At 69.6% G+C, this 23,948-nt stretch carries 18 protein-coding genes and 1 pseudogene; 13 read left to right on the forward strand and 6 right to left on the reverse strand.

Annotation, left to right across the window (positions count from 1 at the left end; genetic code table 11):
• Nucleotides 1-80: 80 nt before the first annotated feature.
• Entirely contained in the window at nt 81-383 is a 303-nt protein-coding gene (locus tag DFR74_RS26485) for a type II toxin-antitoxin system Phd/YefM family antitoxin (RefSeq protein WP_147265940.1), read from the reverse strand.
• Nucleotides 371-2,035, reverse strand: a complete 1,665-nt coding sequence (hutU, locus tag DFR74_RS26490) for a urocanate hydratase (RefSeq protein ID WP_067508530.1) — start codon at nt 2,033-2,035, stop codon at nt 371-373. The genes DFR74_RS26485 and hutU overlap by 13 nt, the downstream gene beginning before the upstream one ends.
• Before the next feature lie 202 nt (nt 2,036-2,237).
• Here hutU and DFR74_RS26495 point away from each other — a divergent pair.
• Both DFR74_RS26495 and hutC read left to right on the forward strand, forming a co-directional pair.
• Nucleotides 2,238-5,579 (forward strand): annotated as a pseudogene (locus tag DFR74_RS26495) (NAD-glutamate dehydrogenase domain-containing protein); the annotation flags it as partial.
• 83 nt (nt 5,580-5,662) lie between these two features.
• A complete protein-coding gene (gene hutC, locus DFR74_RS26500) occupies nt 5,663-6,430 on the forward strand; it encodes a histidine utilization repressor (RefSeq protein ID WP_067508532.1) in 768 nt (255 codons plus the stop codon).
• 209 nt (nt 6,431-6,639) lie between these two features.
• Here hutC and DFR74_RS26505 read toward each other — a convergent pair whose 3' ends face one another.
• Together DFR74_RS26505 and DFR74_RS26510 are read right to left on the reverse strand one after the other, a co-directional pair.
• Nucleotides 6,640-7,239, reverse strand: coding sequence for an MspA family porin (locus tag DFR74_RS26505; RefSeq protein WP_084537561.1), 600 nt, complete (start codon nt 7,237-7,239; stop codon nt 6,640-6,642).
• 234 nt (nt 7,240-7,473) lie between these two features.
• Entirely contained in the window at nt 7,474-8,478 is a 1,005-nt protein-coding gene (locus DFR74_RS26510; RefSeq protein ID WP_067508536.1) for a LacI family DNA-binding transcriptional regulator, read from the reverse strand.
• A gap of 175 nt (nt 8,479-8,653) precedes the next feature.
• On the opposite strand from DFR74_RS26510, the gene DFR74_RS36235 reads away from it, so the two are divergent.
• Genes DFR74_RS36235 through DFR74_RS26530 form a run of 4 tightly spaced genes read left to right on the forward strand, consistent with a single transcriptional unit; the run spans nt 8,654 to nt 13,789 of the window.
• The gene (locus tag DFR74_RS36235) at nt 8,654-10,339 is read left to right on the forward strand and encodes an HAD-IA family hydrolase (protein WP_067508538.1); all 1,686 of its coding nucleotides are present in this window, start codon (nt 8,654-8,656) and stop codon (nt 10,337-10,339) included.
• Entirely contained in the window at nt 10,336-11,232 is an 897-nt protein-coding gene (locus DFR74_RS26520; RefSeq protein WP_067508539.1) for a cell division protein FtsQ, read from the forward strand. The genes DFR74_RS36235 and DFR74_RS26520 overlap by 4 nt, the downstream gene beginning before the upstream one ends.
• A complete protein-coding gene (locus DFR74_RS26525) occupies nt 11,229-12,959 on the forward strand; it encodes an ABC transporter ATP-binding protein (protein ID WP_067508541.1) in 1,731 nt (576 codons plus the stop codon). The genes DFR74_RS26520 and DFR74_RS26525 overlap by 4 nt, the downstream gene beginning before the upstream one ends.
• Nucleotides 12,956-13,789 carry an energy-coupling factor transporter transmembrane component T family protein gene (locus tag DFR74_RS26530; RefSeq protein WP_067508542.1) on the forward strand — a complete coding sequence of 278 codons (834 nt, stop codon included), beginning with the start codon at nt 12,956-12,958 and terminating at the stop codon, nt 13,787-13,789. The genes DFR74_RS26525 and DFR74_RS26530 overlap by 4 nt, the downstream gene beginning before the upstream one ends.
• A 49-nt stretch (nt 13,790-13,838) precedes the next feature.
• Here DFR74_RS26530 and DFR74_RS26535 read toward each other — a convergent pair whose 3' ends face one another.
• Nucleotides 13,839-14,765: a LysR family transcriptional regulator gene (locus DFR74_RS26535; RefSeq protein WP_084537549.1), complete on the reverse strand. Its 927-nt coding sequence runs from the start codon at nt 14,763-14,765 to the stop codon at nt 13,839-13,841.
• Between the two features lie 137 nt (nt 14,766-14,902).
• Here DFR74_RS26535 and DFR74_RS26540 point away from each other — a divergent pair, with 137 nt between their 5' ends.
• The 3 genes from DFR74_RS26540 to DFR74_RS26550 are packed head-to-tail and all read left to right on the forward strand — an operon-like array spanning nt 14,903 to nt 19,067.
• On the forward strand, nt 14,903-16,348 hold the full coding sequence (locus tag DFR74_RS26540; protein WP_067508547.1) for an MFS transporter: 1,446 nt from the start codon (nt 14,903-14,905) through the stop codon (nt 16,346-16,348).
• Nucleotides 16,345-17,091: a 3-hydroxybutyrate dehydrogenase gene (locus DFR74_RS26545; protein WP_067508551.1), complete on the forward strand. Its 747-nt coding sequence runs from the start codon at nt 16,345-16,347 to the stop codon at nt 17,089-17,091. The genes DFR74_RS26540 and DFR74_RS26545 overlap by 4 nt, the downstream gene beginning before the upstream one ends.
• A gap of 32 nt (nt 17,092-17,123) precedes the next feature.
• A complete protein-coding gene (locus DFR74_RS26550; RefSeq protein WP_067508553.1) occupies nt 17,124-19,067 on the forward strand; it encodes an acetoacetate--CoA ligase in 1,944 nt (647 codons plus the stop codon).
• A gap of 9 nt (nt 19,068-19,076) precedes the next feature.
• Here DFR74_RS26550 and DFR74_RS26555 read toward each other — a convergent pair whose 3' ends face one another.
• Nucleotides 19,077-19,634, reverse strand: coding sequence for a PadR family transcriptional regulator (locus DFR74_RS26555; RefSeq protein WP_067508555.1), 558 nt, complete (start codon nt 19,632-19,634; stop codon nt 19,077-19,079).
• Nucleotides 19,635-19,773: 139 nt separating this feature from the next.
• On the opposite strand from DFR74_RS26555, the gene DFR74_RS26560 reads away from it, so the two are divergent.
• From DFR74_RS26560 to DFR74_RS26580, 4 genes are all read left to right on the forward strand, one after another.
• Nucleotides 19,774-20,763, forward strand: a complete 990-nt coding sequence (locus tag DFR74_RS26560; protein WP_067508557.1) for an NAD(P)H-dependent flavin oxidoreductase — start codon at nt 19,774-19,776, stop codon at nt 20,761-20,763.
• Nucleotides 20,764-21,101: 338 nt separating this feature from the next.
• Nucleotides 21,102-21,326, forward strand: coding sequence for a hypothetical protein (locus DFR74_RS36240; RefSeq protein ID WP_157115828.1), 225 nt, complete (start codon nt 21,102-21,104; stop codon nt 21,324-21,326).
• 124 nt (nt 21,327-21,450) lie between these two features.
• The gene (locus tag DFR74_RS37335; protein WP_232331729.1) at nt 21,451-22,320 is read left to right on the forward strand and encodes a nuclear transport factor 2 family protein; all 870 of its coding nucleotides are present in this window, start codon (nt 21,451-21,453) and stop codon (nt 22,318-22,320) included.
• A gap of 299 nt (nt 22,321-22,619) precedes the next feature.
• Entirely contained in the window at nt 22,620-23,864 is a 1,245-nt protein-coding gene (locus tag DFR74_RS26580) for a TetR/AcrR family transcriptional regulator (protein WP_067508559.1), read from the forward strand.
• Nucleotides 23,865-23,948 lie beyond the last annotated feature (84 nt).

A 23,948-nucleotide genomic window follows, 5' to 3' on the forward strand; every position in this document is an offset into this window, starting at 1 on the left:
CCCACCGCACGAAACGGCCGACGGCACAACGCCGCCGGCCGTTTACGTCTGCGATCCAGCGTGCTCCCGGCGCCCACCCGCTAGACGGCGACGATGTTCAGCAGCGGACCGAATCCCTTGAAGTCGCCGGGATGCCGGGGAGGCAGCGGCAATGCGTGCCACTCCGCATAGTCGATGCGCGGAATACGCGCACTGGTGCGCGCGAGCTCGGAAACCGGAACGAACCCCCGCCAGGAGAGTGGCTTGAGTTCGGCTACCGGTTGACCGTCCCGCGTGATCGTGAAACTCTCGCCGGCCTCGACCGCGGCGCACCCACAACAGAACAACCCCGGAACCGTCCATACGGTTCCGGGGTCGCGAACTACCGAACTCAGCTCTCCCACATGGGAATACGTACCCCACGCTCACGCGCCACATCCGCGGCGTGCTCATACCCCGCGTCGACGTGGCGGATGACGCCCATACCCGGGTCGTTGGTGAGCACGCGCTCGAGCTTCTCGGCGGCCAGCGGCGTGCCGTCGGCGATGCAGACCTGGCCGGCGTGGATCGAGCGGCCCATGCCGACGCCGCCGCCGTGGTGCAGCGACACCCAGGAGGCGCCGGAGGCGGTGTTGAGCAGGGCGTTGAGCAGGGGCCAGTCGGCGATGGCGTCGGAGCCGTCGCGCATGGCCTCGGTTTCGCGGTACGGGGAGGCGACCGAACCGGAGTCGAGGTGGTCGCGGCCGATGGCGACGGGGGCGGAAAGTTCGCCGGAGGCCACCATCTCGTTGAATTTCAGTCCGGCGCGGTGCCTTTCGCCGTAGCCGAGCCAGCAGATGCGGGCGGGCAGTCCCTCGAACTTCACCTTCTCCCCCGCCATGGTGATCCACCGCTTCAGGTGCTCGTTCTCGGGGAAGAGTTCGAGGATGGCGCGGTCGGTGGCGGCGATGTCCTTCGGGTCGCCGGAGAGCGCCGCCCAGCGAAACGGGCCGAGCCCCTCCTCGAACAGCGGCCGGATGTAGGCGGGCACGAAGCCGGGGAACTCGAACGCGCGGTCGTAGCCGCCCTTGCGCGCCTCGTCGCGAATGGAGTTGCCGTAGTCGAACACCTCGGCGCCCTTGTCCAGGAACCCAACCATCGCCTCGACGTGCTTGGCCATCGACGCCTGCGCCTGCTCGGTGAACCACACCGGGTCCTGCTCGGCCTTGCGGTGCCAATCCTCCAGTGCCACACCGAGAGGCAAGTAGGAGAGCGGGTCGTGCGCAGAGGTCTGGTCGGTGACGATGTCGATGGGCGCGTCCATCGCCAGCAGCCGCGGAAACACCTCGGCGGCGTTGCCGACCAGGCCGATCGACAGCGGCGTCCGCGCGTCGCGCGCCTCCACGGCGCGGCGCAGTGCCTCGTCCAGCGAGTCGGCCTTGGTGTCGAGGTAGCCGTGCGCGATGCGCCGGTCGATGCGGGCGGGATCGACGTCCACGCAGATCGCCACGCCCTCGTTCATGGTCACCGCGAGCGGCTGCGCGCCACCCATGCCGCCCATCCCGGCGGTCAAGGTGATGGTGCCGGCCAAGGTGCCGCCGAAACGCTTGCGCGCCACCGCGCCGAAGGTCTCGTAGGTGCCCTGGAGGATGCCCTGGCTGCCGATGTAGATCCACGACCCGGCGGTCATCTGGCCGTACATGATCAGGCCGAGCTGTTCGAGCTTGCGGAACTCCTCCCAATTGGCCCAGTCGCCCACCAGGTTCGAGTTCGCCAGCAGCACGCGCGGCGCCCACTCGTGGGTGCGGAACACGCCCACCGGTTTGCCGGACTGCACGAGCAGTGTCTCATCGGATTTCAGCGTCTTCAGCGTCCGCACGATCGCGTCGAACGCCGCCCAGTCGCGCGCGGCCTTGCCGGTGCCGCCGTAGACCACCAGGTCGTCGGGGCGCTCGGCCACGTCGGGATCGAGGTTGTTCATCAGCATCCGCAGCGCGCCCTCCTGCTGCCAGCCGAGCGTGCTCAGCTCGCTGCCGCGGCTCGCGGACACCGGACGGGGGCCGGGGACGTCGCTCATGAGTCTCTCCTCACATGTGGTTACGGCTAACACCGAGTCTGTGGTCCGGGTCACGAAAATCCGGGGATACGTGTATAGTCCTGTATATACAACTAACTGTCAAGCGAGCCGGGCGGACGCGGTGGCGCCTCCGCCGGAAGGTAGTGACATGAAGGCGACTTCGACGGATTCGGCCGCGGCCCCGCAGGTCCGCGAGCGCGACACCTGGGACGAGCGATTCCTCGCGGGCAGCACCCTGGACCGCGACCGCGCGCTGCACTACACGTCCGCGATACCCGCGGGCTATAAGCAGGATCGCGATCCCGAGCGCGCCACCGACGACGTCACCCGTCTCGAAGGGCTCACACCCGATGCGCTGGACTTGCGACTCGAACGCGCGGCAGACACCTCGGGCGAATGGCGGCTGACGCTCTACGTCGGCGGCCGCGCGCTCACCCTCAGCGAAGTGCTGCCGATTCTCCAGAGCCTCGGCGTCGAAGTCCTCGACGAGCGCCCCTACACCGTCGCGAACAGCGCGGGCGTCACCTGCCGGATCTACGAGTTCACGCTGCGCTACCCGGCAAGATCGTTGCCCGAACCTCTGGACGAGCGCGATTTCGCCGAGCGCTTCACCACCGCGTGCGCCGCGATCTGGCACGGCCGGGCCGAGGCGGACAGTTTCAACGAGCTGGTGGCCCGCGCGGGCCTGAACTGGCGGCAGGTCGCGGTGCTGCGCGCCTACGCGAACTACCTGCGCCAGGGCGGTCTGCCGTACAGCCGGACCCATATCGCCACGGTACTCGGCGAACATCGCGCCCTGGTGCACCGTCTGATCGAGCTGTTCGAGGTGTCGTTCGATCCCGAGCGCGTCGACCCGGCGGCGGCCGGCGACCTGACCGCCACCCTGGACGACGAGATCGCCGCCGTCCCCGGACTCGACGCCGACCGCATCCTGCGCGCCTACCGCAACGCCCTGGCGGCCACCCTGCGCACCAACTTCTACCGCGACGTCACCGAGGGCCGGGAATGCTTGTCGTTCAAGCTCGATCCCCGCCGCATTCCCGAATTGCCGCTGCCGCGGCCGCATTTCGAGATCTACGTCTACTCGCCGCGGGTCGAGGGCGTGCACATGCGGTTCGGCAAGGTGGCGCGCGGCGGGTTGCGCTGGTCGGATCGCAAGGAGGACTTCCGGACCGAGGTGCTGGGCCTGGCGAAGGCGCAGGCGGTGAAGAACGCGGTGATCGTCCCGGTCGGGGCGAAGGGCGGATTCGTGGTGAAGCGTCCGCCAGCGCCCACCGGTGACGCCGCCGCCGATCGAGAAGCGCTGCGCGAGGAAGGGATTCGCTGCTACCGCACGTTCATCGGCGGACTGCTCGACCTCACCGACAACGTGGATCTGGCGAACGGCGCGGTGCTTCCCCCGGCGCGGGTGGTGCGTCGCGACGGCGACGACAGCTACCTCGTCGTCGCCGCGGACAAGGGCACCGCCACCTTCTCCGACCTCGCCAACGAGGTCGCCGCCGAATACGGGTTCTGGCTCGGCGACGCGTTCGCCTCCGGCGGCTCGGTCGGCTACGACCACAAGGCGCTCGGCATCACCGCCAAGGGCGCGTGGCGCAGCGTGCGGCGGCACTTCCGCGAGCTCGGAATCGATACGCAGGCAAAGGATTTCACGGTCGCCGGGATCGGCGACATGAGCGGGGACGTGTTCGGCAACGGCATGCTGTGCAGCCCGCACATCCGGTTGGTCGCGGCGTTCGACCACCGGCACATCTTCCTCGACCCCGATCCCGACGCCGCGAGGTCGTTCGCCGAGCGGGCGCGGCTGTTCGCGCTGCCCCGCTCGTCGTGGGCCGACTACGCGCCCGAGCTGATCAGCCCGGGTGGCGGCGTCTGGGAGCGCACCGCCAAGGCCGTGCCGATCGCGCCGCAGGTGCGCGCGGCGCTCGGGCTGGCCGACGGCGTCACGACACTGACGCCGCCGGAGCTGGTGCGCGCGATCCTCTGCGCTCCCGTCGACCTGCTCTGGAACGGTGGCATCGGCACCTACGTCAAGGCGGCCACCGAATCCCACCTGGACGTGGGCGACAAGGGCAACGACGCGGTGCGGGTGGACGGCGCGCAGCTGCGCGCCCGCGTGGTGGGCGAGGGCGGCAATCTGGGGTTCACCCAGCTGGGCCGCATCGAATTCGCCCGCGCGGGCGGGCGGATCAACACCGACGCGCTGGACAACTCCGCCGGTGTGGACTGCTCCGATCACGAGGTCAATATCAAGATCCTGCTGGACGGACTGGTCGGCTCCGGACGCCTGGACGCGGCGGCGCGCAACGCGCTGCTGGCGGAGACGGCCGGGGAGGTCTCGCGACTCGTCTTGGCCGACAACGAATCCCAGAACGAACTCATGGGCACCGGCCGGGCGCGCGCGGCCGCGACGCTGGCCGTGCACGGGCGGCTGATCGAACAACTGGAGGCCACCCGGGGGCTGGACCGCACGCTCGAGGCGCTGCCCACCAAGAAGGAGATCGCGGCGCGCCGCAAGGCCGGGCAGGGGCTGACCTCCCCGGAACTCGCCACGCTGCTCGCGCACGTCAAGCTCGCGCTCGCGGCGGATCTGCTGGCCGGCGACCTGCCCGACAGCGCCGCCTTCGCCGACGACCTCGCCGCCTACTTCCCCGCGCGCCTGCGCGAGAACTACGCCGACGCCATCGCCGCGCATCCGCTGCGCCGCGAGATCGTCGCGACCGTGCTCACCAACACCGTCGTCGACCACGGCGGCATCACCTACGCCTACCGGCTCGCCGAGGAATCCGGGGCCGACAACGCCGACGCCGTGCGCGCGTTCGCGGTGGTGGCGGCGGTCTTCGACCTGCCCGCGCTGTGGCGCGACATCCGCGCCGCCGGCCTGAGCGCCGACCTCACCGACGAACTGATCGTGCTCAGCAGGCGGCTGCTGGACCGGGGCGCGCGCTGGATGCTGACGCAGCGGCCGCAACCCCTCGCCGTCGGCGCGGAGATCCGCCGGTTCTGCGACACCGTCGCCGCGCTCACCCCGCACATCGCAAGCTGGCTGACGGGTCGCGACGCCGAATCGCTCGCCGCGCGCACCGACGCCTTGACCGCGCGCGGCGTGCCCGCGGACCTCGCCCGACGGCTCGCGCTGCTGCTCGACCAGTTCGCGCTGCTCGACATCATCGAGGTCGCCGAATTGTCCGGGCGCCCACCGCGGGACGTGGCCGAGGTGTACTACCTGCTCGGCGACCGGCTCGAGGTGGTGCCGCACCTGGTCGCGGTGTCGCGACTGGAACGCGGCACGAAATGGAACGCGCTCGCCCGCGTGGCGCTGCGCGACGAGCTGTACGCCACCGCCCGCGCCATCTGCCGGGACGTGCTGCTCGACAGCGATCCCGGCGAGCCGGCCGAACCCGTGGTGGGCCGGTGGGAGCAGCGCAGCGCCGCCCGGCTGGACCGCACCCGGCGCATCCTCGGCGCGATCGCCGAATCGGGCGAGGACGATCTGGCGGCGTTGTCGGTCGCGACCCGGCAACTGCGGGCGCTGGTGCGATGATGGGCGCACAGAGGAGCGCAACGGCTACGGGGCACGCCGCCCCGGAGCCATCGGGAGCACGCGCGCGTGCGGTGAGAGAACGGATGCCGGTGGTGGGGATCGAAGTGGTCGACGCGGAACTCGCCGCGCTGTACGGCGGGCTCGGCACCGAGGTCGCCGCCTACGAACGGGTGAAGCAGCTCATCACCTCGCAGATCAAGGGCGGGCGGTGGCAGGAGGGCGATCAGATACCGTCCGAGAACCAGCTGGTGAGCGCGCTGGGCCTGTCGCGGATGACGATCAACCGCGCGCTGCGCGACCTCACCGCCGAGGGCGTGCTCAACCGCGTCATGGGCGTGGGCACCTTCGTCGCGCCGACGAAGAAGGCCTCGCCGCTGTTCGAGGTGCGCAATATCGCCGACGAGATCTCCCAGCGCGGGCACCGGCACCGCACCGAGGTGATCTTCGTGCGCGCCGAGGACGCCGACGAAGCGCCGCCCGTGCTGCGGAACACCGTGCGCGGCAAGGTGTTCCACTCGCTGATGGTGCACTTCGAGGACGACGTCGCGCTCCAGGTGGAGGACCGCTACGTCAACCCCGCCGAGGTGCCGCAGTACCTGGAGCAGGATTTCACCGCCACCACCCCCAACACCTACCTCAGCCAGGTGGCCCCGCTGGTGCGCGGCGAGCACATCGTGGAGGCGGTGCTGGGCAGCGCCGAGGAGTGCCGCCTGCTCGGCATCCCCGAGAGTGAACCGTGTCTGCTGATTCGTCGCCGCACCTGGTCGGCGGGCGGGCTGGTCAGCGCCGCGCGGCTGGTGCATCCGGGGTCGCGGAACCGGTTGGAAGGCAGTTTCGGGACCGGCGACTGAGCGCGCGGAATCCCGTCGCCGGCCGAGCGGAGTCCGCGCGCTCACCGAAGCCGGATGGGATAGTGCCGCCTGTCGCCCACTCGCGGAAACAGCAAGGGCGGGGTGCGCATTCGCACACCCCGCCCGATATTTGTTCAGCTGGGGCGGCCTACGTCCGGTAGGCCGCCGCCGCACGATCCGCTGTGGTCACCGTAAAGGTGACCGCCGAATCAGAGCGTCCAGGGCTTGCCGTACGTGGTGACGGTGCCGCCGTCGGAGCTCTTCACGGTGACGAACGGCCGGATGTTGGTCGGGCCGACCACACCGGTGACGGTGCCGTGGAAGCCGTGCATGCGGATGAAGCCCTCGTCACCGGAGATCTCGCCGGTAGCGGCTTCGATGGTCTCGATACCCGGGCCGAAACCGACCTCGAGCTCGACACCGGCCTGCGGGATCAGGCTGTCGAGAGTCACAGCGCCGCCACCGTCGAGGCCGAGCTCCAGCTCCAGACCGGGGGTGGACCATCCGAACGAGAGCTTGCCGTCGAACGAGGCCGGGAAGCCGACCTGGTAACCGATGGTGATCTCGCCCTCGAAGTCCTCCGCGCCGTCGCCGCTGATCTTGAAGGCGGCGGTCCCGTTGTGGAACCACTCACGGGTCAGCGGGTTGCCATCCAGCGGCGGGATGAACTCGATCAGGGTGTCTTCCTGGATCGCTTCGATCGTCAGACCGGCGCTGTCGACGATATGCGCCCTGCTGTCGATCTCAGCGGATGCCGGGCCATTGCCCAGCGTCAGGCCGATCGCAGCTGCGGTCGCTACGGTCAGCATGCGGAACACGTTGCGGCTGCCGCGACGGGTCGTTCCCCTCATGTAATTGCCACCTCATCAGGTTTTCTTGCTCAGCCTCGGCCGTCGAGACCGACGCGTCCCCATTTCAGGACCTGGGGAGCGTCTTCCATGAAAGCGAACGGCAAACAATCAGCACTCATACCCGAGGTGAATCGGCAAACAACCCCGAGCGAACCATGACGGGAGCCGAGGTCAGCGAGGTACGGGCCGGGATCAGAAAGCCGGAGATGCGGTGGAGTCGCGGACCTCCAGGTTCGGGAACAGCACCTCGTGCCGGTCGGCGTCCCGGCCCGCGACCCGCTCCAGCAGCAACGCCACCGCCGTTTCGCCGAGTGCCGGTCCGCACTGGTCGACGCTGGTGAGACGGGGGCGCACGCGGGCGGCCAGATCTGTGTTGTCGTAACCGACGACCGATATCCGCCCGGGGACGTCCACGCCCAGATCGAAGGCCCGGTCGAGGACGTCGACGGCGAGCAGATCGTTGTTGGTCACGACGGCGGTGGCCCGCCCCCGCAGGATGGCGTCGATCGCTTCGGTTCGGCCCGCGCCGAGCGGGACCGGTCGAGCATCGAGCGGCTCCAGACCGGCGCGCCTGAGCGCTGCCTCGTAGCCACGGCGCCGCGCCAGTGCCGCCGGGCGCCGTGATGCCGAGGCGAACGCGATGTGGCGGTGCCCCAGCCCGATCAGGTGATCGACGGCGAGCCCGATGCCCGCCTCGTCCTCGTTGGCTACCGAATCGAGGCCGGGCGGCGTGTCCTCGGGACGGCCCACCACCACCACCGGCGTCTCTTTCGCGGCGGCGGCCAGTACGGCGTACTCGACACGCGAACTCACCACGACGATGCCTTCCATATTGAGGCCGAGCATGGCGTTGAGGTGTGCGGCCATCCGGTTCGGATCGCGACGGCCGTTGGCCAGGAAGGTCTCCAGGCCCACGGCCTCCGCCGCGGTCTCGACGCCCAGCGCGACCTCGGTGTGGTACGGGTTGCGCAAGTCGGTGACCAGGACGCCGATCTGACCGGTCCGGCCGCGCACCAACGCTCGCGCCAGCGAGTTGGAGCGGTAGCCGAGTTCGTCGGCCGCCTGCACGATACGGGCGCGCGTCGCGTCGCTGACCCCTTCGTCACCGCGCAGGGCAAGGGATACCAGCGATTTCGAGACGCCCACCCGAGCGGCTATGTCGACGATCGTCGGGCGGCGCGTTCGGCGGATGGTCATAGCCCTATCTTGGCGATCCCTCGCGCGCGGCGTGCGGGAGCCCGGCCGCGCCGACGGCTACTGGAACGTTCCAGTCGGGTTCACTCCTCGTCTACAGGAGTCCCCCTTTCCGTTCAGAGAACGGCTCCACGCTCGTCAAGTCCCAGCCCACGAACACATCTGGAGTAACGCCACCATGACTTCGGGCCCACCCCTGCACTCCCCCGCGCTCGATGCGGAGCCGGTGCCGAACGCGCTGCGCGTGCGACCGGCCGCGCTGCTGCTGGACTTCGGCGGGGTGGTCTTCGAGACCCGCAAGCGCCCGGAAGGCCTGCGTGACGCGGCCGCCCTGGTGTGTACCGAGCTGCGCCGGGCGGGCCACGCGCTCGACCCGGAGCGCGTGCACGCCTCGCTGGCCGCGGGGCTGGCCGCACTCCGCCACTGGAAGCACGCCATGAGTCGCACCCGCGAACCCGCGGAGCTGACCCATCGTGCGCTGTGGGAGGACTTCCTGCTCGCCGATCAGCCCGCATCGATCCGGGCGAGGGCCGCGGGCGATGCGCTGCACCTCATGGCCGCGATCAATCCGCTGCTCAACGATCACGAAGTGCGGCCCGGCGTGCGCGACTTGCTGAGCACAGCACGGGATCTCGGCATTCCGGTCGGCATCGTCAGCAACGCCCATTCCGGCCTGGCGCATCGCCGGCTCCTGCGCCAGTTCGGGCTCGCCGATCTCCTCGCGGTCCAGCTCTATTCCGACGAGGCGGGCATCCGCAAGCCCCACCCCGGCATGATGCACCGCGCCGCCGCCGCGCTGGCGACGACGCCGGACCGGTGCTGGTATGTCGGCGACACCCAGGATCGGGACGTGCAATCCGGACGCCGGGCCGGGGTGGGCGCGGTGATACTCACCCGGAGCAAGCACACCGACAGCCCGCCCTTCGCCGTGGTGGAGCGTCCCGATGCGATCTTCGACACGCCGGAGCAGCTGCTCCCCCTGCTCCTCGAAGCGCGGCCCGGACCACAGACGCCACCGCGACCGGTGTCACCCCGGCGGCCGGGTACGCCGAAAGCGCTGCTGCTCGACCAGGGCGGTGTCCTGACCTCGTCGGTGAAGACACCGCAGGCGATCGCCGGTTTCGCCACCGAGGTCGCGATTCGGCTGCGCGCCGCCGGACATGCGGTCCCCGATCACCAGATGGTCGCGGCACTCGACCACGCGCGCCGCGCCTACCAGGCCGGCAAGCGAACCGAGCGGATCGGTGACCGCTACCCCGAGGTCACCCCGGCGAAGTTCTGGGGCGAGTTCGTCGCACCGCACCTGCCCGCGACGGCGCGCGACTGGCTCCTGGCCGAATCGACGGAACTCACCTTCGGCTACGCCCAGGCCAAGAGCAGCTGCCAGGTGCGCGACGGCGTGTCCGAACTGCTGGCCTGGTGCCGGGAAGCGGCGATCCCGGTGGCGATCGTGTCGAACACGATCTGCGGCCGCAGCGGGCGCCGTCGCCTGCGCGAGGCCGGCGTCATCGAACTGATCGGCGCGTTCGCCTATTCCGACGAAGTCGGCTACCGCAAACCCGATCCCGCGCTGGTGCTCGCCGCCACCCGGGCACTCGGCGTCGACCCGGCCGACTGCTGGTTCGTCGGCGACAAGCCCTGGCGCGACGTAGCCGCGGCCCGGGCCGCGGGTGTCGGCACGGCGGTCGTCGTGCGCGGCGGCGCGCCCGCGGACGACGCGCTCGCCGACGGGCTCGCCGCCGATCGGCCCGATCTGCTGCTCGACTCGATCACCGCGGTGCACGAAGCGTTGCGCGCCGCGATCGAAGGCTCACCGGCCACCGCTGTTCCCGCTCGACCCACCAGTGCAGAAAGTCAGTCATGAGTGACATCTCCGCCCGTTCCCGCACCGTGCCGCGTCCCCAGGACATGACGTCCTCGCAGAAGCTGATGGTGTTCGTCCTGTCGATGACGCTGTTCGGGCTCGCCAACATCCTCACCGAGGTGCTGCCCGAGTTCCGGGTCGGCCCGGTCGAGCTGTCGGTCTCCTACCTGGCATTCGTCCCGGTCGTGATGGTCAGCTTGTTCAACCCGCTCTACGCCGCGCTCGGCGCGCCCCTCGGTGAGATCGTCTTCGTCGATCTCCTGATGGGCAACTTCTCCGGAATCGGCGAGGTGGAAGGCTACCTCCAGCTCGCCCTCGGTTTGTACGTCGCGGGCTCGCTGGTGCGCGATCCCCGCCGCAAGTGGCAGGTCGCCACCGCCGCCATGGTCGCGGTCGCGATCGACAAGGGCATCGGCGGCCTGGTCGACATCACCAAGGTCTGGGTCGGTGTGGAGGACGCCGAATACGTGGAGGGCCTGCCGGAATCGATTCTGCTGCTGGAAGGTTTCGCCTTCGCGTCGGACTTCCTCATCAGCGGTGTCGTGTTCGGCGCGATCCCGGCCGCGTATCTGGCGGCGCGTCTGTACGGCAAGATCGAACCCCTCATGGGCATGCGGCCCCGCGATCCCGCGGAGCCGCTGGCCGGGCGGGCCCGCCCGAGCGCCGCGTTCATCGGTCTCGGGATCCTCCTGATGCTCGGCTCGGCGTTCTTCGCGTTGCTGGAAGCGGCGGACGTGCAGTTCGGCGTCTGGGAACCGGACTTCCTCGACGAGTACGGACCGAACTTCCTGTGGGTCGGCGTCGCGGCCGCGCTGCTCGTATTCGGTGGGATCGTCGTCGCCGCGCGGGCTGTGGCACGCGAGAACAGGCCGGAACGGGAGACCGATCAGTGACCGACGTGATCCGGGTGGAGGGATTGTCCTTCCAGTACCCCGGTGCGGAGCAGACGAGTCTGACCGGGGTGGATCTCGCGATAGAGCGCGGTGATTTCGTGGCGGTCGTCGGGAGCAACGGCTCGGGCAAAACGACGCTGTGCAAGAGCTTCAACGGGCTGATACCGCATTTCTGGTCGGGTGAGTTCAGCGGCAAGGTCACCGTCGACGGCGTCGACACCCTCGACGCCTCGGTCGCGGCGCTCTCGCATCGCGTCGGGTACGTGTACCAGGACTTCGGCAATCAGCTGGTCCGGCCCTCGGTGCGCGACGACGTCTGCTTCGGCCCGCTCAATTTCGGATTGCCCGACTTCCGGGCCAGGGCCGAAGACGCCATGCGGCTGCTGGGCATCGACCACCTCGCGCCCCGCTACATCTGGGAACTGTCGGGCGGGCAGCAGCACTTGACCGCCCTCGCCGGTGTGCTGGCCATGGAACCGGCGGTCATCGTGGTGGACGAACCGGTCGCCGAACTCGACCCGGCACGGGCGGAGGAGACCTACCGGATATTGGCGCGCGTGAATGCCGAACGCGGAACCACCATCGTGGTCATCGAGCATCACGCTGAGTTCATCGCCCGGTACGCCCGCAGCGTCGTGCTCATGGCCGATGGCGCGGTGCGGTGGCATCTGCCGGTGCGCGAAGCACTCTCGCGCACCGGTGAGCTGGCCGGGCACGGAATCCCGGCCCCGCAGATCGTGTCCGCCGTCGCGCGGCTCGCACCCGAGGCCGAGGTGCCGCTCACCATCGAGGAGGCGCGCGACGCCCTCGTCGCCGCGGGCCGGAGACCCGTCGCGGGACGTACGACCGAAGCCGCGGCTACGACCGAAGCCGCGGCCGGAACCTCGGCGAGCGATCCGGTGGTGGCCACGCTGACGGGGGTCGGTCACGGGTACCGCGATGTCCACGGCGCGCGGTCGGCGGTCCTCGACGAGGTGAGCCTGAGCCTGCGCGCGGGCGAACGCGTCGCCGTGGTCGGATCCAACGGGGCGGGCAAGTCGACGCTGCTGCGGCTGCTCACCGGAATCATCGTCCCTCGCACGGGGACCGTCGAGGTCAATGGTGTGGACACCCGTTCGGTCCGGCCGGCGGAGCTTGCCGAGCACGTGTGCTATCTGTATCAGCATCCGGAGCAGATGTTCCTGAAGGACTCCGTGCGCCAGGAGATCTCGATGTTCCCGGCCCAGCGCGGGCGCCCCGGCACCGCCGAGCTGGTGGATCGGGTCCTGCGTCAACTGCGGCTCACCGAACTCGCCGAACGCGACGGGCGAACGCTGTCCGGTGGCCAGCAGCGCCGCGTGACGCTCGGCATCGGACTGGCGATGAGCCCCTCGCTGCTGCTGCTCGACGAACCCACCTCCAGCCTGGACGTGAGCACCCGCCACGATGTCACCGCCATGCTGGACACCCTCTCCGAGCACATCCGATGTGTGATGGTGGCCACCCACGACATGCAATTGGTGGCCGAGTGGGCGACCAGGGTGCTGGTGCTCGACGGCGGCCGCGTCGTCGCCGACACCACGCCCGCCGCGCTGTTCGACACTCCTGAGCTCACCGAGGCGGTGCGGCTGATCCCCCCGCAGATCAGTCTGCTGGGCAGGTCGCTCGGCATGAGCCCGCCACCGCTGTCGGTGGATGCCCTCGTCGCCGCCTGCTCGCCCGCCGACCTGATCGGAACCACGACGTGAACCGGAAACCACGCGATGTCCTGTCGGTGGAGTGGGTCAAGCTCGAGCTCCTCCGCACCGCCTACGCCACCCGCGGCGGTCTGCTCTCGCGCCGCGATCCGCGGGTGGTGCTGTGCTGGTACCTGGTGTTCGCGGTGGTGCCGTGGCTGACGCACAATATCGTCACGCTCGGGGCGCTGTTCGCCCTCACCGCGGTAATGGTGCTGCTCAGCCGGGTCGGCCCCCTGGTGCTGGGGCTGTTCACCTTCGGCCTCGTCATGGAGAGCGTCTACTTGTTCGCCGCGGCATGGTTGTTCGACGGCGATCTGCGCACCATCATGTCGCTGCTCACCCTCACGTTGAAGCTGGGCGTCATCTCCCTGGCGAGCATGGCGGCGTTCGTCTCGCTGGATCCGGAGAAGCTGTCCAACGCTCTGGTCAGCCTGCACGCGCCGCCGCTGCTCAGTTTCGGCGTGAGCTACGGCTACCGCATGCTGCCGGTCATGATGGACGAGTTCAACACCATCATCGACGGCTATCGGCTCCGCTCGGCGCCGCCGGCCCGCCGCGGCATCCTGGGCTGGCGCTCCCTGCACCACCTCGCGATGATGCTGGTGCGCAGCTTCTACCCGATGATGCTCAACACCGCCAAGCGCACTCGAACCACGGTGGAAGCCCTGGAAACACGTGGTTTCACATTCGCCGGTGAGAGCGCGCTGGGGCGCGAGATCCGGTTGAGCGGACTCCGGGTGGGGCCGGCGGACATCGCGTTGGTCATGGTCACGACGGTGCTCCTCGTCAGTGCCTTCGTGCTCGGCGGCCAGTTCCCGGTCTACTCCCGGAACTTCTGACAGATGCCGAGACGGGTCCTGGCGGCGCGGGCCGAGTGGCCGCGGCGACTCAGCGATCCAACCCCAGCAGAACGTCGTGCAAGTCGTCGACGCGGGCGCGGATGCCGTCGAGGACCACGCCCACCTCGGGGCGGCGCAGGGTTTCGGCGCGGGCGACCATCCAGTAGGTGAGCCCGACGGTGACCTGGTCGGGCAGGACGCGGACCAGGTCGGGGTGGCGGTCGGCCATGAAGCAGGGCAGCAGGCCGATGCCCGCGGCGGCGCGGGTGGCTTCGACGTGCACGAAAACGTTGGTGGAGGTGACGGATTCGCGCATCGGCGGGGTGAAGCGCGCGGCCAGGTCGAGGGCCTTGACCTGGAGCATGGCGTCGATGAAGTAGACGAAGGAGTGGCGGGCGAGTTCGGCCTCGGTCCGCGGGAATCCGTGGCGGCGTAGGTAGTCGGGCGCGGCGTACAGGCCCAGGCAGTAGTCGGCGAGCCGTTCGGCCCGCGCCCGCGGCACGTCGGGCTGGCCGACCACGATCTCGATGTCCTGGCTCGACCGCTGCTGGGAGGCGCGGCGCTGGGTCGAGACGATCTCCACCTGGATCTCCGGATGTTCCCGCTGCACCTCGGCGGCGGCGGGCGCCGCGACGTAAGCGCTGAACCCGTCGGTGGCGGCGATCCGCACCACGCCCCGCAGCACCGGCGGCCCGGCCGGATCGGCGGCGAGCGAGCGCACCGCCGATTCGACCGCCTCGGCGGCGGTGAGCGCGGCGCGCCCCAGATCGGTGAGCTCCCAGCCGCCGGTGACGCGGGTGAGCACGCGCCCGCCGAGCGTCGCCTCCAGCGCGGCGATGCGCCGGGAGATCGTCGTGTGGTTGATGCCCAGCTCGGCCGCGGCCGTGACGAACCGCCCGGAACGCCCGACCGCGAGCAGGACGAGCAGATCGTCGGCGCTGGGCGGGCGCGCGGACCCGGGCGAACTCGCGGACATATCTGCATTCTCGCAGATATGTCCTGCACATCTGGCCATTGCATGGGCGTAAATGCGCACCGATACTCGATCCGAGATAGACGTGTCGCCGATCACATTCGATCGGCGACCGTGGTTCGGATCACGAGGAGAGCAGGATGCGCGCGCAGAACGCACCGGGGCGTAGCGGCGAGCCGGCAACGGCGCCGACCGGATTACGGCGGGTGGTGACCGCCTCCATGGCGGGCACCGTCGTGGAGTGGTACGAGTTCTTCCTCTACGGCACGGCCGCGACCCTGGTGTTCAGCAAGATCTTCTTCGCCGAGGGCACCAGCGAGCTCGACGCCATCCTGGCCGCGTTCGTCACCTACGCCGTCGGATTCGCCGCCCGCCCGCTCGGCGGCATCGTCTTCGGCCACTTCGGCGACCGGTACGGCCGCAAGAAGCTGCTCCAATTCAGCCTGCTCCTGGTCGGCGGCGCGACCTTCCTGATGGGCTGCCTGCCCACCTTCGGCCAGATCGGCTACTGGGCGCCGACCCTGCTGGTGCTGCTGCGCTTCATCCAGGGCTTCGCGGTGGGCGGTGAATGGGGCGGCGCGGTGCTGCTGGTCGCCGAGCACAGCCCGAACCGCAGCCGCGGATTCTGGGCCAGCTGGCCGCAGGCGGGCGTGCCGATGGGCAACCTGCTGGCCACGCTGGTGCTGCTGGCGCTCACCTCCACCCTGTCGGAGGCGGCGTTCCTGAGCTGGGGCTGGCGGGTCGCGTTCTGGCTGTCGGCGGTGGTCGTGCTGGTCGGCTACTACGTCCGGACGAAGGTCACCGACGCGCCGATCTTCGTGGAGGCCCAGCAGCAGGCCGAGCGGGCCAAGGCGAGCTCGTTCAGCGTGGTGGAGGTGCTGAAGCGGTATCCCCGTGGCGTTTTCACCGCGATGGGCCTGCGCTTCGGCGAGAACATCATGTACTACCTGGTGGTCACGTTCACCATCACCTACCTGAAAGTCCAGGTGGGCGTGGACACTTCGGTGATCCTGTGGTGGTTGCTGGCGGCGCACGCGGTGCACTTCTTCGCGATCCCGCTGGCCGGGCGGCTCAGCGACAAGATCGGGCGGCGGCCGGTGTACCTGGCGGGCGCGATCACGGCGGGCTCCTGGGGCTTCTTCGCCTTCCCGATGATGGACAGCGGGCACAACGCCGTCATCATGGCGGCGATCATCATCGGCCTGGTCTTCCATGCGCTCATGTACGCGTCGCAGCCGGCGATCATGGCCGAGATGTTCCCGACCCGGATGCGGTATTCCGGTGTGTCCCTGGGCTATCAGGTCACCTCCATCGTGGCGGGCTCGCTGGCGCCGATCATCGCGGTGCGCCTGCTGGACTCGTTCGACTCGGCGGTGCCGATCGCCTGGTACCTGGCCGCGGCGTGCGCGGTGACGGCGATCGCGGTGATCGTCGCCCGGGAGACCCGCGGCGTCGATCTCACCGACGTGGACGAGGCCGACGCGGCCGCGCTGGCCTCGGGACAAACGCCCGCCGCGGTGACGACAGCCAGTGCGGCCCAGCGCGATTCGGCCCGGCGCGATGCGGCGCAGGTGAGCGTCGAATGAGCACGCTGCACGGCAGGCACGCCCTGGTCACCGGCGGCGGCAGCGGGATCGGCGCGGCGTGCGCGAAGGCGCTGGCCGAGCGCGGCGCGAAGGTCACGGTCGCCGATATCGACGCCGACCGCGCCCACGAGGTCGCCACCGCCCTCGGCGGCACCGCGTGGGCCGTCGACCTGCTGGCCACCGACGCTCTCGAGGACCTGGCCCTCGATGTCGACATCCTGGTCAATAACGCGGGCGTCCAGCACATCGACCCGATCCCCGAATTCGATCCCGCGCGGTTCCGCGCGCTGCTGGCCCTGATGGTCGAAGCACCGTTCCTGCTGATCCGCGCGGCGCTACCGCACATGTACGCCAACGGTTTCGGCCGGATCATCAATATCTCCTCGGTGCACGGCCTGCGCGCCTCGCCCTACAAAGCCGCCTATGTGACCGCCAAGCACGGCCTGGAGGGGCTGTCGAAGGTGACCGCGCTGGAGGGCGGCCCGCACGGCGTGACGAGCAACTGCGTCAATCCCGGCTACGTGCGGACACCGTTGGTGGACAAGCAGATCGCCGATCAGGCCCGCACCCGCGGCATCGCCGAGAGCGAGGTCGTGGAGCGAATCCTGTTGACCGAGAGCGCGATCAAGCGCCTGGTGGAACCGGGGGAGGTCGCCGCGCTCACGGCGTGGCTGGCGGGGCCGGACGCCGGGATGGTCACCGGCGCGTCGTACACGATGGACGGCGGGTGGAGCGCCCGCTGAGGCGCCGCCCGGGAAACTCAGGAGGAACACCGATGCGACCGCAGTGGACGCCGTCCGACCGCGACCTCACCGAGGCGACGATCACCGACTTCGCGCGATTCGCCGAGCGCCGCAACGACATCGAGGCTCCCGACTATGCCGCGCTGTGGCGCTGGTCGGTGGACGATCCGACCGGATTCTGGCGCACGCTGTGGGAGTACTTCGAGCTCGGCGACATCGCCGGCGAGGTCCTCGCCGATCCCGCCATGCCGGGCGCGCGGTGGTTCCCGGGCACCCGGGTGAACTACGTCGACCGAGTCGTGCGACAGGCCCGCACCGATCGGCCCGCACTCATCGCACTCCGCGTGGACGCCCCCGCGCAGGAGATTACATGGGACGAACTTCTCAGTGCGACAGCTTCTTTCGCACACACCCTGCGATCGCAGGGTGTGCGCCCCGGCGACCGTGTGGTCGGCTACCTGCCGAACATTCCGGAGGCCGTCATCGCCTTCCTCGGCACGGCGGCGGTCGGCGCGGTGTGGAGCGCGTGCGGGCAGGACTATTCGGCGAAGGCGGCACTGGACCGGCTGGGTCAGCTGGAGCCGGTGGTGCTGGTGACCGCCGACGGATACCGCTTCGGCGGCAAGGTGTTCGACAAGCGGGCCGATATCGCCGCCCTGCGCGACGGGCTGACCTCGGTGCACACCACGGTGGCGATCACCCGGCTGGGCAACCGGATTCCGAACTCCGTGCCCTTCGCGGAGGCCACAGCGGGCTCGCCGGGACGGGCCGTCGTCACCGAACCGCTCGCCTTCGACCACCCGCTGTGGATCGTGTTCTCCTCCGGCACCACCGGCCTGCCGAAGGGTATCGTCCACGGCCACGGCGGCGTTCTCGTCGAACACGTGAAAGCCGTTGCCCTGCAATCCGATATCGGACCGGACGACACCTTCCTCTGGTACACCAGCCCCAGCTGGATGATGTGGAACTTCCAGGTGGCCGGCCTGCTCGCCGGGGCGACCATCGTCACCTACGACGGCAGCCCCACCCATCCGGCGCCGGATTCGTTGTGGCGGATCGCCGCCGAACACCGCGTCACCGTGCTCGGCACCAGTCCCGGCTACGTGCTGGCCTGCCTCAAGGCGGACGCCGAACCCGGTCGCGACCACGACCTTTCGGCGCTGCGGCAGATCGGCATCACCGGCTCCGCGCTGCCGCCGAGTTCGGCACTCTGGTTGCGCGACAAGGTCGGCGAGCACATTCCGGTGAACTCGATCAGCGGTGGCACCGATGTGGTGTCGGCCTTCGCGGGTGGCGTCCGCACGGTGCCGGTATGGCCGGGCGAACTCTCCGCGCCCTACCTCGGCGTCGCGCTCGACGCCTACGACAGTACGGGTGAGCCGGTGCGCGGCGAGGTCGGCGAACTCGTGGTCACCGCGCCGATGCCGTCCATGCCGGTCCAGTTCTGGGACGATCCGGACGGAAAGCGTTATCACGACGCGTATTTCGACACCTATCCCGGCGTGTGGCGGCACGGTGACTGGATCACGATCACCGATCACGGCAGCATCGTCGTGCACGGACGCTCCGACTCCACCCTCAACCGCCACGGCATCCGCATGGGCAGCGCCGACATCTACCAGGCTGTCGAACGCCTGCCCGAGGTGGCCGAAGCGCTGGTCATCGGCGTCGAACAGCCCGGCGGCGGCTACTGGATGCCGCTGTTCGTGGTGCTCGCCCCCGACAGCACCCTCGACGAGGAGCTGACCACCCGGATCAAGGAGGTCATCCGCGCCGAGGCCTCCCCGAGGCACGTCCCGGACGAAATCCTCGTCGCACCCGCCATTCCGCACACCCGCACCGGCAAGAAGCTCGAAGTGCCGATCAAGAAGTTGTTCCAGGGCGCCGATCCGGCCCGGGTGGTGGAACGCAGCGCGGTGGACGAGCCCGCCCTGCTCGACTGGTACGCCCGGATCCGGCCGCCCGCGCTCCGATAGCCCTGCGGCTCAGCGCGATTCGCTCGGGGCCGGGATCGAGTCCAGGGTCTCGAGCACTTCGCGGCACCAGTCGGCCCAGCTCCGCTCCATCGACAGCCCGGCCTTCAACACCATGTGCCGCAGCGCGTCGCCGCCGTCGGCCGGCGCCGCGAAATCGCGGTCCTCGATCTCGCGGTAGAGCGCGTAGGTCCGCTCGTGCACGTCCAAGTGGTGTTCGACGGCGGCACGGACGCTTTCGTAATCGCCCGTCGCGGCGGCCGCCCGCAACCGCACGATCAAACCGTCGCGCAGGCGCGACGGATCGTCGGTCTCGCTCACCCAGTCGCGCAGGGCCTCGGCGCCCGCGGGGGTGATCGCGAAGATCTTCGGCTGCCCGCGGCCGGGCGCTTCCGGCTGCGGGACCTCGGTGACCAGCCCGCCGGTCTTGAGCCGGTCGAGCTCCCGGTAGATCTGCTGGTGGGTGGCGGGCCAGAAGTACCCGAACGCGCGGTCGAAGCGGCGAGCCAGCTCGATACCGGTCGATTCACGCTCGGTCAACGCGGTCAGGATCGCGAACTGGAGGGCCACCCGCCCATCGTAAAGGGGTGCGCGGGGCGCTCCGGGTGACGGCCGCCACATCATTGTGCAACTAGTTGCACAATGGGTGCGCGCGCCCTACCGTCGAGGGAGCGCGCTGCCTCCCACCACGACTTTCGAAGGACATCCCATGGCCCTCCCCGCCGTCCTGTCCGACCGGCTCGCCCTGCCCGTCGTCGGCTCGCCCCTGTTCATCGCCTCGGGCCCCGAACTCGTCATCGCCCAGTGCCAGGCCGGGATCGTCGGCTCCTTCCCGGCGCTCAACGCCCGCCCCGCCGCCCTGCTCACCGACTGGCTGGACCGCATCACCGAGGAGAACGCGGCCTACGCCGCCGCGCATCCCGAGGCCGTCGTCGCGCCGTTCGCCGTCAACCAGATCGTCCACCGCAGCAACGACCGCCTCGACCACGACATGGCCGTGATCGTCGAGCACCGGGTCCCGATCGTGATCACCTCCCTCGGCGCGCGCCCCGAGATCAACGACGCCGTGCACTCCTACGGCGGCATCGTGCTGCACGACGTGATCAGCGACGAGTTCGCGCGCAAGGCCGTGGCGAAGGGGGCCGACGGGCTGATCGCCGTCGCCGCGGGCGCGGGCGGGCACGCCGGCACCCAGTCGCCGTTCGCGCTGGTCCAGGAGATTCGCGAATGGTTCGACGGGCCGCTGCTGCTCTCGGGCGCCATCGCGCACGGCCGCTCCATCCTCGCCGCCCAGGCCGCGGGCGCCGACCTCGCCTACATCGGTTCGGCCTTCCTCTCCACCGCCGAGGCCAACACCGTCGACGGCTACAAGCGGATGATCGTCGACTCCACCGCCAAGGACATCGTCTACAGCAACCTGTTCACCGGCGTGCACGGCAACTACCTGCGCGGCAGCATCCTCGCCGCCGGTCTCGACCCCGACGCGCTGCCGGTCTCCGACCCGTCGGCCATGAACTTCGGCTCCGGCGGCAACACCGATGCCAAGGCGTGGAAGGACATCTGGGGCGCGGGCCAGGGCGTCGGCGCGATCAAGGCGAACGGCACGGTCGCCGAACTCGTCGCCACCCTCACCGAACAGTACGACGAGGCGGCCCGCGCGCTCACCGGCAAGCTCGGACGCGTCACCCAGGCCGCCTGATCGGGCCGACCGTGCTCGGCTCGCCCAGCACCGGCCGAGCCCGGTTCGTCGGCCGCGCTCGACAGCCCGCGCTGGGCGAGCGCGCCGACACACGGTCTCCCGGAGGGCGGGTTCCGGTTCGGTGCGGACGAAACCGGGCGGGTTCGCCGATTCTCGGAGGTGGTGGGCGTGGAACTCGCGTTGGCACTGGGTTGAATACCAGGTGTGGGATGTGGGTTCGGCTGCTGGTTGCACTGCCCCGAGACCTTGGTCGAGATGGTCCAACTCGACCTGATTGGTCCGTACCGCTAGGGGATTTGCCGGCCCGGCGGACGGGTGCCACCCGCTGCTGTGGCGAGATGAGTGTTGATGCGGTTGAGCAGGTTGAACAGCTGCGCGCGTTCGTCGTGGTCGAGCGGCGTCATGATGTGTTTGTTGACGCCGTCGAGGACACGGTCGAACTCGGCGAGGCGGCGCTCGCCGTGCTCGGTGATGGTGATGACGTTGCGACGCTTGTCAGCGGGGTCGGGCGCGCGGCGAACCCACCCGCCGTCTTCGAGGTCGTTGCGAGGAGACTCTCATGACCAGCATCGATGCGTTGATCCGCAGCCTCGCCGACCGCGCTGAATTGACCGAGCTCATCGCCCGCCACAGCCTGTGGGTCGACGAGGGATACGCCGACACCGGCCAGCTTCTCACCGAGATGTCGTGGTCACCTCCTTCCGCGGGGAGGCGCACGGTATCGAGGCGCTCACCGCCCTCGCGCGCAAGGGGCATGACGCGTACGCCCGCACTCTGCGCAGCAAGTGCAACCTCGTCATCGAGATCGACGGCGACACCGCGACGGTGCGGGCGCACGACGTCGCCGTCTACGTCCTCGACGACAAGACCGAGGCCCTCGCGGCCGCGATCCACCGCTACCGAGCACGCCGCAGCGCCAGCGGCTGGCGTTTCGACCGACTCGACGTGTCACCGGTGGCGCGGACCGAAGCGCTGGCTCGGGCTCTGAAGGCCGATCGGAATCGAATAAGGTATGCACCGAATGCTCCGGGCCGCAGCAACCTGCGCCGTCGCCCTCACTCTCGCCCTCACCGTCACCGCCTGCGGCACCGACCCACGGCCTCACCCGAGGGCCGCACCTCCACCACGACAACGAAAGAGGACGCCATGTCCACCGCTGCTTCGACCGCAGACCGCCTCGAGATCGCCGACCTGTTCACCCGCTTGGCCCGTCTGCTCGACGAGCGGCGGTGGGACGATGTCGGCACTGTCTTCGCCGACGATGTGAAGGTCGACTCACCCCGAATTCAAGTCCGCGGTATCGACAAGGTCGTCGACTTCATGCGACAGGCCGAGGTCGACGGGGAACACACCCAGCACACGACCACCGACCTACTGGTGAACGTGAACGGCGACCATGCCGCTGCCTCGTCGAACTCGATCGTGTACTACTACCGCGACGGCCAGCCGCCCCACCAGACAGGCGGTCTCCGGCAGACCTGCACCGCAGTACGGACTTCGGCGGGCTGGCGACTCAGCGAGATCCGGATTACGCCTGCCTGGATCCGCAAGGAATGATGCCTGCTTCTCAACTGCGAGCATGCCAACCGACCCCGACGCCCGGCGGCGGCGATAGCAACTGGTGAAATCCGATAGTTACCAGCCAAATCAAGGCGTACTCGAAACTGCCGGATTTGCACAGGCTGACATGAGGCGATACCAACTCGACCTGGATCACGCTCTCAGGGAACCTGCACGTACTCCAGCAATTTCGATTCCGCGCCATTCCGTCCGGCGGGCCGGAACTCGCTGCAATCACAGGACCGGCTCGACCGCAGCCGCCCGACCGGCGACGGACTCCGTCAGACTGGTGGGCGATGACAGGCACAACGAAGACCGACCGGCCGAAGCGCACGCGGCCCACCAATCGGCGGGCGACGATCCTGACCGCCGCGGCCGAGGCGTTCGCCCGGTCCGGCTATCACGAGACGTCGATGGCCGATATCGCCGCCGCGGTGGGCATCTCGTCGGCCGCGCTCTACCGGCACTTCCGCAACAAACAGGATCTGCTCGGCCAGTGCCTGCTGAGCGGGCTCGACGCCACCATCGCCCGGCTCGACAGCGCGGCGGCCGACGACCCCGGGGGCGAGCGAGTACTGACCGAACTCGTCGCGATGGCGCTGGAGCTGCGCGGGCTGCCGAAGCTGTGGCAGCTGGAGTTCCGCAACGTGTCCGCGCGGGACCGCCGGGCGGTGCTGGTGCGGGCCGCGCGCTTGACCGGCTATCTGCGCGAAGTCATCCGCCTGCGCCGACCGGACGTCGCCGAGCCCGAGGTGGAACTGCTGAGCTGGTGCGCGCTGTCGGTCGCCGTCAGCCCCTCCTACCACGGCGTCGACCTACCCGCCGCCACCTTCACGGCGGTCCTGAACGGCGCGGTACTGGAGGTGATCACCGCGGACCTGCCCGCGGGCGGGCACATCGCGCGCGCGACCGGCCCGAGTCCCGTCGCCGCCGGCCCCGCGGAGCTGGAGAGCTTCACTCGCTCGGAACGGATCATCGGTGCGGCCGCCCGCCTGTTCAACACCCGGGGGTACGCCGCGGTCGGCATCGAGGACATCGGCGCGGCCGCCGGGGTCAGCGGGCCCGCGCTCTACCACCACTTCGCGGGGAAGGCGGAGGTGCTGAACGAGATCATCGAACGCACCGACCAATGGATTCGCCTGTACACCTCCCGTGCGCTGGCGGAGGGCCGCGACGCCGCGCACTCGATGCGCCTGCTGCTGCGGTCCTACGTCCGCTTCGCGATGGACCACCCGGACCTGCTCGGCACCACCGTCAGCGAGGCGGGCCACCTTCCGGCGCCCGAAGCCAGCCGGTTCCGCCGCACCCACCGCGACGGCGTGCTGAACTGGGCGCGGCTGTTGCAGACCGCCCGCCCGGAGCTGTCGTTGCCGACCGCGCGGGTGTTGATCCAGGCGATGTCGACCGTGGTCATCGACACGGTGCGCAATCCGCGCGCCACCCGCCGCGAAGATCTGCTCGACGCGCTGGTCTCGGTGGGCGACCGCATCGCGTTCTCCGCGCCCCGCTCGCACGGACAGCCGGTGGCGATAACCGTTTAGCGCTCGTTAACTTGCGCCCGAAAATAGAGTGAATAGTGCGGCAGTTCGCACGATCGGTAATGCAGATCACTTAGTAGCCGATAA

The organism is Nocardia puris, from assembly GCF_003315035.1.
In the GTDB taxonomy this organism is placed as follows: Bacteria; Actinomycetota; Actinomycetes; order Mycobacteriales; family Mycobacteriaceae; genus Nocardia; species Nocardia puris.